We start from the raw sequence: 4,456 nt of genomic DNA on the forward strand, positions 1-4,456 counted from the left end.
CCGCGCCACGTCTGCCAGACCGGACCCCGGTTCCCTTTGCAGATAGCCGCGCAATTTCTCCGCGTAGCGCCTGAGCACCGCCTCTTCCCGCGCCGACAGCACCAGCAGCGCTTCGCCGTCCCGCTCCGCCGCCGCTTCCGGCTCCCCTTCACCCAGCAGCACCAGCACATTGGTGCCGCTCATGCCGGTCGCGCCGACCAGCCCGTGCCGGCCCCGCCCTTCCCAGGGTTGCGCCGCCGGCTCGATGCGCAGCGGACCGTTCGCCGCGTCGATATACGCGTTGGCCTGCCGGTAGTTGGCGGTCCCCGGCATCCGCCTGTGCTTCAGCGCCAGGCACATCCCGATCAGACTGACCACGCCGGAAGCGGCGAAGGTATGACCGATCAGCGGCTTGATCGAGCCCAGCACGCAATGGCCGCCCTGCAGCGCCTCGCCCAACGCCTGCGCTTCTATCGGGTCGCCCATCGGCGACCCCACGCTATGGCCCAGCACATAGCCCACCTGACCGGCGTCTATGCCGCCCCGCCGCAACACGTCGACGATCAGCTGCCGTTGCGCCAGGCCGCTGGGCGCGGTGATGCCGTTGGTCCGGCCGTCGTAGTTCATCCCGCTCGCCCGAATCACCCCGTAGATCGCGTCACCGTCCCCCCGCGCCTGCGACTCCCGCTTCAACACCACCGCCGCCACCGCCTCACCCGGCACCAGACCGTTGGCCCGCTCGTCGAAGGCATAGCACTCCCCGTCGCTCGACAGCATCCCGCTCTGGCTCAGCGCCAGATAGGTCAGCGCGAGTTCAGCACGTTCACCCCGCCAGCCAGCGCCATCCCGCATTCGCCCCGCAGCACGCTCTGGCACGCGCTGTGCACCGCCGCCAAACCCGACGAGCACGCCGTGTTCAACGCCAGATTCGCCCCTTCAGATCCAGAACATACGAGATCCGCGCCGCCAGAATGCCGTTGTGGTGGCTGGTCGCCAGTCCTGACGCTTCCGGCTGCGCCGCGCTTTCCTCCACCCCGATGTACACCCGCAGTCGCTGCCCCGCAGCCGCGCCCGGTGTAGCCGGCGTCCTCGAACGCCCGCCACGCTTCTTGCAGCATCAGCCGCTGCCGCGGGTCCATCCATTGCGCTTCCCGCGGCGAGATCTCGAAGAACAGCGAGTCGAACGCGTCCAGCTCCGCCAGGAAGGCGCCCCGGTTGCTGGCGATGCGATTGTCCGCCGCCCCGGCTCCGCCGTAGTACGGCCGCCAGTCCCACCGCTCCGCCGGCACTTCCGCTATCTGCTTGCGCCCTTCCAGCAGCAGACGCCACAGCTCGTCCGCGTCTTCGGCGCCCGCCGTGCGCACCGATAGTCCGATGATGGCCACCCCGTCCCCCGCTCCCGCTGCAGCCGTCGCGACAGGCGCCGCCGGCTCGACCATCTCAACCGGCTCGACCCGCTCCTCCGCCACCGCGTAGCGCGCGCTCAGCGCCGCCCGCTGCGTCTCGGCCAAATGCTGGCTCAGCCGGGCCGGCGTGCTGTAGTTGAAGAACACGCTGGGCGCCACGTCGAAGCCGAAGTGCGCGCTCAACTGCCGGCTCAGCTGCGCCAGACCAATCGAGTCGAAGCCCAGGTCGGCGAAGTTGCTGTCGGCCGCTGCCGCTCCAGCGGCAGTTTCAGAATCGCCGCGATCCGCCCCTGCACATCGGCCAGCACTTGCGGACCCAGCTCGCCCGCCGCCGGACGCGCCGCCTCGACGCCGTAGCGACGGTTCAGCATCGCACGCAGCCGCTGCGGCTCGCCGGCCAGCACCAGCCGCTGCCCCTGGCCGCCGTGCAACGCACGCTCCCACGCCTGCAGCCCTTCCGCCTGTTCCAGGTAGCGCTGCCCGCTGCTGCGCAGATAGTGTTCTATCGCTTCGCTGCCCACCGCCCCCATGCGCCAGCCCGCCACAGCGGCCAGCACAGCGCCACCGTCCGACCCTGCCGCCGCCCCGCCGTCCGTTGCGCTTCGCGGTAGTCGGCGTAAGCCATCAGGAAGCGGTTGGCGCTGGCGTAGTCGCAGCCGCCGCCATCGCCCAGCGCCGCCGCCGACGAGGAGAAGTAGCAGACGAAGTCCAGCGCCAGACCGGCGCTGCTTTCGTCCAGCGCCCGCGTCCCGTCCAGCTTGGCCCGCAGCACCTCGGCGAAACCGTCGGCGTCCTGTTCCAGCAGCGAGCGAGTCGATTCCAGGCCGGCCGCGTGCACGATGCCGTGCACCCCGCCCCAGCGCCCGACCACGTCGGCGATCACCCGCTCGACCTGCTCGCGCTCGGCCACGTCGGCCTGGTAGTAGACCGCCTCGCTGGCCCCCTGCGCCGCAGCCGCGCCAGCCGCGCTTCCATCCCGGCATCGGCCGGCCGCCGACCCAGCAGCGCGATCCGCCCCTGGCAGCGTTGCGCCAGGTGGCCGGCGAACAGCTCGCCCAGGCCGCCGCCGCCGCCGCTGATCAGATACACCCCGCGGCTGCGCAGCGGCGACAGCGCCGGCGCGGCTTCCGCCGCCAACGGCCGCCAAGCCAGCCGCTGGCGCTCGCCGCCCTGATAGCGCGTCACGCCCGGACGGCCCCACTCGGCGGCGATCTGCTCCACGCTCAAGCCGCCGGCGTCGCCGAACAGCACGCCCACGTCCAGTTGCGGCAGTGTCAGGCCCAACGAGCGTTCGAAGCCGATCTGCGACAGGTCGTGGCAGCTGCCCAGCGCTCCGGCCTCCAGCCTGCCGCTGAGCTGCAGATAGCGCAGCGGCAGGCTGGCGCCGACCGCGGCGCGCAGCACCGCGCGCAGCGCCGGCAGCCGCGGCTGGCCTTCCGCCCAGCGGTACAGCACGCCATAGCCGCCGGCGGCGGCGCCGTCGGCCTTCAGCAGCGCGAACAGCGCGTCGAAGGCGGCTTCATCGCAGCCGGCCGCCTGGTAGCGTTGCGGCCCCAGCCGGCGCGTCGCGTCGCCGCTGCGGATCTGCAGCAGCGGCCGCCGCAGCCGCTGCGCCAGCTGGGCGCTCTCGGCGTCGTCGTCGCAGAAGTGCAGCAGCGTCAATCGTTCGACGTCGACCGCCGGGCCGGCCGCGGCGGCCTGCCAATACTCTTCGCCCTCCAGTAGGGCGGCGGGCTGCGCCAGGGCCGGGGCCGGCGGCGTCGCCGCGGCCGCGCCCAGCTCGGGCAGCCAGTAGCGCTCGCGGGCGAACGGATAGGTGGGCAGGCTGATGCGCCGGGGCGGCCGCGCGCCGTACAGTCGCGACCAGTCTATTTCCAGCCCGGCGACCCACAGCTCCAGCAATTTGCCCAGCTTCTTCCTGGCTACCCACTTGTCTATAGTTTCATCGAACTCGTCGTCCCGCGCCAACGCGCCCAGCATGCTCTTGCCGCTGCGGGCCTGGCCGAGGAAAGCCGCCCGGCGTCGCCCCCGCCGACAAAGGCCTGCAAGCCTGCCTCGATTTCGCCGATAGAGCCGGCGACCATCGCGAGGCGGTCCTCCATCGCCTCGCGCCCCAGCTGAAGCGTGTAGGCGATGTCTGCCAGGTCCGCGTCGTCGTACCGCCCGCCGCGCAAGGCGTCCAGCAGCTGCTGCGCCCGCGTCCGCAACTCCGCCTCGGTCCGCGCCGACAGCACGATGGCCGCCGGCCCGGCAATCGCCGGCCACGACCGGCGGTCGACATATTCCTCGACGATCACATGCGCGTTGGCCCCGCCGGCGCCGAAGGACGAGATGCCGGCGATTCGCGGATACTCCCGCTCGACGCCGTCCACCGTCAGCAACGGACGCTTCCACTCCTGCAGCTCGCGCTGCACGAAGAACGGACTGCCCGCGAAGTCGATGTGCGGGTTCAGCGTGTCCGGCATGCAGGCTGGGCGCCAGCTGGCCGTGCCGCATCTGCAGCAGCACCTTGGTCAGCCCGGCGATCCCCGCCGCGCTTTCGCCGTGGCCGATATTGGATTTCACCGAGCCCAGCGCGCAGAACTGGGTGTCCGCCGTCTGCGCCTGGAAGGCCTGGCTCAGCCCCGCCACCTCTATCGGGTCGCCCAGCTCGGTGCCGGTGCCGTGCGCCTCGACATAGCTGATCGCCCGCGCGTCTATGCCGGCCTTGGCGATCGCGTCGGCTATCAACTGGCGATGCGCGCCCGGATTGGCACCGTGTAGCCGTGGGTCTTGCCGCCGTGGTTGATGCTGCTGCTGAGAATGGTGGCGTAAACATGGTCGCCATCCGCCTCGCCTGATCCAAGCGCTTCAGCAATACCGTGCCCACGCCCTCGGCCGGAACCATGCCGTCGCCGCCGCCGAAACTGCGGCAACGCCCCTGCGGCGACAGCATCCGCGCCATGCACAGCATCACGTAGTTGCTGGAGTGCAGATAGAGGTTGACCCCGCCGGCGATGGCCAGTTCGCACTCGTCCCGCCTCAGGTGCTCGCACGCTTCGTGTATCGCCGTCAGCGACGACGAGCACATG

At 71.2% G+C, this 4,456-nt stretch carries 6 protein-coding genes and 2 pseudogenes; all 8 read right to left on the bottom strand.

Annotated features, from left to right (window positions below; all coding sequences use genetic code 11):
• The coding region (locus BI344_RS22430) for a beta-ketoacyl synthase N-terminal-like domain-containing protein (RefSeq protein WP_139167126.1) at nucleotides 1-831 on the bottom strand (831 nt) is incomplete at its 3' end.
• Nucleotides 783-1,610, bottom strand: coding sequence for a type I polyketide synthase (locus BI344_RS22435; RefSeq protein WP_241499454.1), 828 nt, complete (start codon nucleotides 1,608-1,610; stop codon nucleotides 783-785). The genes BI344_RS22435 and BI344_RS22430, both read right to left, overlap by 49 nt.
• Nucleotides 1,577-1,942, bottom strand: coding sequence for a hypothetical protein (locus tag BI344_RS25675; protein WP_139167127.1), 366 nt, complete (start codon nucleotides 1,940-1,942; stop codon nucleotides 1,577-1,579). Before BI344_RS25675 ends, BI344_RS22435 begins: the two co-directional genes overlap by 34 nt.
• Nucleotides 1,888-2,295 (bottom strand): KR domain-containing protein, encoded by a 408-nt coding sequence (locus BI344_RS25680; protein ID WP_071115000.1) that lies wholly within the window; start codon nucleotides 2,293-2,295, stop codon nucleotides 1,888-1,890. Before BI344_RS25680 ends, BI344_RS25675 begins: the two co-directional genes overlap by 55 nt.
• Nucleotides 2,265-3,365 (bottom strand): KR domain-containing protein, encoded by a 1,101-nt coding sequence (locus BI344_RS25685; RefSeq protein ID WP_071115001.1) that lies wholly within the window; start codon nucleotides 3,363-3,365, stop codon nucleotides 2,265-2,267. The genes BI344_RS25680 and BI344_RS25685 overlap by 31 nt, the downstream gene beginning before the upstream one ends.
• Nucleotides 3,320-3,850 carry a KS-MAT linker domain-containing protein gene (locus BI344_RS25065; protein ID WP_071115002.1) on the bottom strand — a complete coding sequence of 177 codons (531 nt, stop codon included), beginning with the start codon at nucleotides 3,848-3,850 and terminating at the stop codon, nucleotides 3,320-3,322. Before BI344_RS25065 ends, BI344_RS25685 begins: the two co-directional genes overlap by 46 nt.
• Nucleotides 3,851-3,908: 58 nt before the next feature.
• Nucleotides 3,909-4,115 (bottom strand): annotated as a pseudogene (locus tag BI344_RS26285) (hypothetical protein); the annotation flags it as partial.
• Nucleotides 4,116-4,230: 115 nt separating this feature from the next.
• Nucleotides 4,231-4,455 (bottom strand): annotated as a pseudogene (locus BI344_RS26290) (beta-ketoacyl synthase N-terminal-like domain-containing protein); the annotation flags it as partial.
• Nucleotide 4,456: the final 1 nt, after the last annotated feature.

Origin of the sequence: Chromobacterium sphagni, assembly GCF_001855555.1 — a bacterium.
GTDB classification, from domain to species: domain Bacteria; phylum Pseudomonadota; class Gammaproteobacteria; order Burkholderiales; family Chromobacteriaceae; genus Chromobacterium; species Chromobacterium sphagni.

Excerpts from the sequence above, each read along its gene's own strand:
- BI344_RS25685 (WP_071115001.1), bottom strand. The coding sequence starts at position 3,365 with ATGCTGGGCGCGTTGGCGCGGGACGACGAGTTCGATGAAACTATAGAC.
- BI344_RS25065 (WP_071115002.1), bottom strand. The coding sequence starts at position 3,850 with ATGCCGGACACGCTGAACCCGCACATCGACTTCGCGGGCAGTCCGTTC.